The sequence below is a fragment of the Pseudomonas sp. M47T1 genome (genome assembly GCF_000263855.1).
GTDB lineage: Bacteria > Pseudomonadota > Gammaproteobacteria > Pseudomonadales > Pseudomonadaceae > Aquipseudomonas.
In genome coordinates, this window is the sequence record NZ_AJWX01000078.1 from 1 (window position 1) to 305 (window position 305).

2 tRNA genes are annotated in these 305 nt (G+C 55.7%); both read left to right on the plus strand.

Annotated elements, in window-relative coordinates:
• Positions 1-107 precede the first annotated feature (107 nt).
• Positions 108-183: transfer RNA gene (locus PMM47T1_RS28515), tRNA-Ala, on the plus strand.
• Positions 184-226: 43 nt separating this feature from the next.
• A tRNA-Glu gene (locus PMM47T1_RS28520) sits at positions 227-302 on the plus strand.
• Positions 303-305: the final 3 nt, after the last annotated feature.

A 305-nucleotide genomic window follows, 5' to 3' on the forward strand; every position in this document is an offset into this window, starting at 1 on the left:
TTTGCCCGCTCTGCGGGAATTTTGAGGCTCATTCGCCTATTGAATGAGCCTTTTGTTTTTAAGTGGCAGCGCGTGCTCGTGCTGCTCCGTCGCAAGACGCTAAATTTGGGGCTATAGCTCAGCTGGGAGAGCGCTTGCATGGCATGCAAGAGGTCAACGGTTCGATCCCGTTTAGCTCCACCAATTTGCCAGGGTTCGTGAAAACGGACTTGCTCGAAGGTTTTGCGTCCCCTTCGTCTAGTGGCCTAGGACACCGCCCTTTCACGGCGGTAACAGGGGTTCGAGTCCCCTAGGGGACGCCACGA